General features: G+C 68.0%; 3 protein-coding genes. All 3 read right to left on the bottom strand.

The window, feature by feature from the left end; genetic code table 11:
* On the bottom strand, positions 1 to 940 hold a 940-nt coding region (locus tag LPZ50_RS23035), incomplete at its 3' end, for a glycosyltransferase family 4 protein (protein ID WP_230665158.1).
* Positions 937 to 2,865, bottom strand: coding sequence for an asparagine synthase (glutamine-hydrolyzing) (asnB, locus tag LPZ50_RS23030; RefSeq protein WP_230665156.1), 1,929 nt, complete (start codon positions 2,863 to 2,865; stop codon positions 937 to 939). The genes asnB and LPZ50_RS23035, both read right to left, overlap by 4 nt.
* 37 nt (positions 2,866 to 2,902) lie before the next feature.
* A partial coding sequence (locus tag LPZ50_RS23025; protein WP_230665154.1) for a glycosyltransferase occupies positions 2,903 to 3,617 on the bottom strand: 715 nt, incomplete at its 5' end.

Here is a 3,617-nt window from a genome sequence, read left to right as displayed (position 1 = left end):
GATCGTGAGCTTGATCATGATGTTGCGGTTGCAGGCCGCCACGGCGGCGCCCGACGACTCGTAGCGTACTATGGCCCAGCGCCATGGCCTCCAGCAGCACGTTGGGAAACCCTTCCACGGCCGAACTCAGCACGAAGGCCTGGCCTTTCGAAAGCTCTTCCCATGGTTCGCTAGTGCGGCCCGGCAATTGCACCCGGCCTTCCAAGCCCGCGGCGGCGATGCGGGACTGCAGGTCGTCGCGGTCGGGGCCTTCGCCCCAGATCCACAGATCCCAGTCCGGGAATTCCTCCGCCACTTCGGCATATACATCGATCAGCAGGTCGAAGCGCTTGGCCGGGTTCAGGCGGCCCATGGCCAGCAGGCGCTTGCGCGGCACAGCGGCTTGCGCATCGACGCGCGGCGCGTCCAGCAGCTCGGGCGGCAAGGGGTTGGGAATGACCTTCAACTGCTTGATGCCCGGCACCTGGCAGGCGAACGGCTCGACCGTGTCTTCGGCCTGCACCGTCACCATGTCGGCCTGGGGATAAAACAGCTTGCGCAAGGTGCGCCACAGCTTGCCGGTGCTTTGTTCAACCACCGGGTTGGTGCGTTCGCACACGATCAAGGGCACACCCAGCCCGCGCGTGGCCAGGATGGCCGCCACGTTCACGTTGGTCAGGAACGACACCACCACGTCCGGGGCCTTCTCGCGGATCAGGCTGCGCAAAGCGCGCAGGCGCTGCCATGCGGCCAGCGGCCCGCCGTTGCGGGTGCCCGCCCGGTCGGCCAGCCAGACCAGATCCACCGCGTCCGACAGGGGATAGAAGCAGGTGCCCTTCGAAGAATAGGTGGGCACCAGTGTGGCGGTATCGCCGCGATCGGTCCAGGCATTGACCAATGTGGCGGCCACCCGTTCGGCGCCGCCCGCGTGCATGGAACTGACCAACAGCAATATCTTCATGTACGGGTATCCAATTCGCCGGCCTCGCCGGCGTGATAGCGGTCCAGCCAGGCCTGCATCATCAACACGCCCCACAGGCGGCTGTCCCAGTTGCGGTGGCCGGACACATGCTCGCGCCACTTGCGCAGAATGGGCTCGGGTTCGAACCAGCCTTCCTGGCGCAGGCGTTCGGGGGCCAGCAGCGCCTCGGCCCAGTCGCGCAGCGGGCCGCGCAGCCAGCTGCCCAGCGGCACGGCGAAGCCGCGCTTGGGGCGGTCGACCAGGGCCTGCGGCACGTGCCGGTACAACACCTGGCGCAGCAGCCATTTGCCGGTATTGCCGCGCACCTTGTATTCGAACGGCAGGCGCCAGGCGAACTCGTACACGCGGTGGTCCAGCAAGGGCACGCGGGTTTCCAGGCTGACGGCCATGGCGGCACGGTCTACCTTGACCAGAATGTCGTCCGGCAGATAGGTGACGGCGTCCAGCTTCATCATCACATCGAACGCCGTGCCGTCCATCTGCTGCTCGAACAGCGAGCGCGGTTCGACGCCGCCTTTCACGACACTGCCCGGATCCGCCCAGTACGACACGAACTGCCGGTAGAATTCGCCGCGCGTATCGGCGCGCATCAGTTCGCCCAGCTTGCCGACCTTGCCCCGCCAGGCGCCGCGCCCCGGCAAGGCGGTAGACGCCGACAGCAGCGCGCCCAACGCGTGGCGCGCCGGCCCCGGCACGTTTTCGCACTTGCGCCACCAGTCGCGCACGCGGAAGTAGCGCGAATATCCGCCGAACAGTTCGTCGCCGCCATCGCCCGACAAGGCCACGGTGACATGCTGGCGCGCCATGCGCGTCACCAGCGAAGTGGGTATCTGGGACGAATCGGCGAAGGGTTCGTCGTACATATCGGCCAGCGTCGGCACCACTGCCAGCGCGTCATCAGCCGTGACGTAAAGCTCGGTGTGTTCAGTACCCAGGTGCCGGGCCACGGCCTTGGCGTGCTCGGCTTCGTTGTAGCCCTTCTCGTGGAAGCCGATGGCGAAGGTGCGCACCGGCTGCGCGCTTTGCGCCTGCATCAGCGACACGATGGTCGACGAATCGATGCCGCCCGACAGGAAGGCCCCCAGGCTGACATCGGACAGCATCTGGCCGCCCACCGCCGTCGACAGCACGGCCTCCAGCGCGTCGACGGCCTGAGCATCCGATGCATACTGCTGCGGGGCGCTCAGGCCTTGGTCGGCCATTTGCAGCGCCGACCAGTACACGCGCGGCTCGCCGGTGCGGCGGCCGCGCAGGTCGGCCTCGGGAATTTCCAGCCACGTGCCCGGCGGCAGCTTGTAGATGCCCTCGTAGATGGACTGGGGCGCCGGAATGTAGTTGTGGCGCATCAGCGACGCCAGCGCGGCGCGGCTGAGATCGCGGCCGAAGCCCGGCACCGGCATCAGGCCCTTGAGTTCCGACGCGAACACCAGGTTCGCGCCCGTGTAGCCGTAGTACAAGGGTTTTTCGCCCATGCGGTCGCGCGCCAGCGTCAGCTTGCGCTGCTCGCGGTCCCACAGCGCAATGGCATACATGCCCACGGCTGCCTGCAGCGTGGCTTCCACGCCCCACGCCGCGAAACCGGCCAGCACGGTCTCGGTGTCGGAATGGCCGCGCCAGTCCGGCGCCTGTCCGGCCTGCTGCAGCTGCGCGCGCAGGTCCAGGTGGTTGTAGATCTCGCCGTTCAGCACCAGCACATAGCGCCCGCAGGCAGACACCATGGGCTGGTGTCCGGCTTCGGTCAAGTCCAGGATGGCCAGGCGCACATGGGCCAGGGCCAGGTCGGCGCCCGGATCTTCCCAGTACCCGTGGCTGTCGGGGCCGCGATGGCGTATGCGCCGGCAACTGTCGGCCAGCACTTGCGCCTTGCCTTGCAGGGGTCCCCAGATTCCAGCTATTCCGCACATGATGGTGTCTTCCGCACTTGTCTGGATTGCGCACGGGTCAAGGCTGTTGCCCCGGCCCGCGCACTTCGTCAAAAAGTTGTTGCCACATGCCCAGCACGCGCTGGGCCGAGAACCGTTCGCGCGCCTCGACCGCGCGTTGCGCCAGGGCCTGCCGCCTGGCCGCATCGCCCATCAGGCCCGACAGCGCCGCCGCCAGGGCAGCCACATCGCCGTTGGGCCGCACCAGCAGGCCGTCCACGCCATCGCGCACCACTTCACGCGGCCCCGTATCGCAATCGAAGCATACGGCGGCCACGCCGCTGGCCAGCGATTCCAGCAGGGTATTCGACAGGCCCTCGAAACGCGAGCTCAGCACGTACAGATCGGCGCTGTGATACCAGTCGCCCACGTTGCCGACCCGGCCCGGCATGAATACCCGGCCCTGCAGGCCCGCGGCTTCGACCTGGGCCTCCAGGGCCTGGCGTTCGCCGCCTTCTCCCAGGATGACCAGATCCCAGTCCGGCCGCTCGCCCGCAATGCGCGCGTACGCCTGGATGAGCAGGTCGAAGCCCTTGTCGGAATGCAGCCGGCCCACGGCCAGGGCACGGTTGCGCCCGTTTGCGGCGGGCGGCGCCACCACGGGTTCGGCGCGGGCCAGCGGCCAGTGCACAGGGTTGGGAATGACGGCCAGCCTGGATCCGGGCACATGCTGCGCCAGCCAGTCGGCGGTGCCGCGAGTCAGGGCAACCACGCGCGTCGCATGCGGGTAGGTG

Origin of the sequence: Bordetella petrii (assembly GCF_020991325.1) — a bacterium.
Taxonomy (GTDB): Bacteria; Pseudomonadota; Gammaproteobacteria; order Burkholderiales; family Burkholderiaceae_B; genus Bordetella_A; species Bordetella_A petrii_E.
This window is presented reverse-complemented; position numbering and strand designations above follow the sequence as displayed.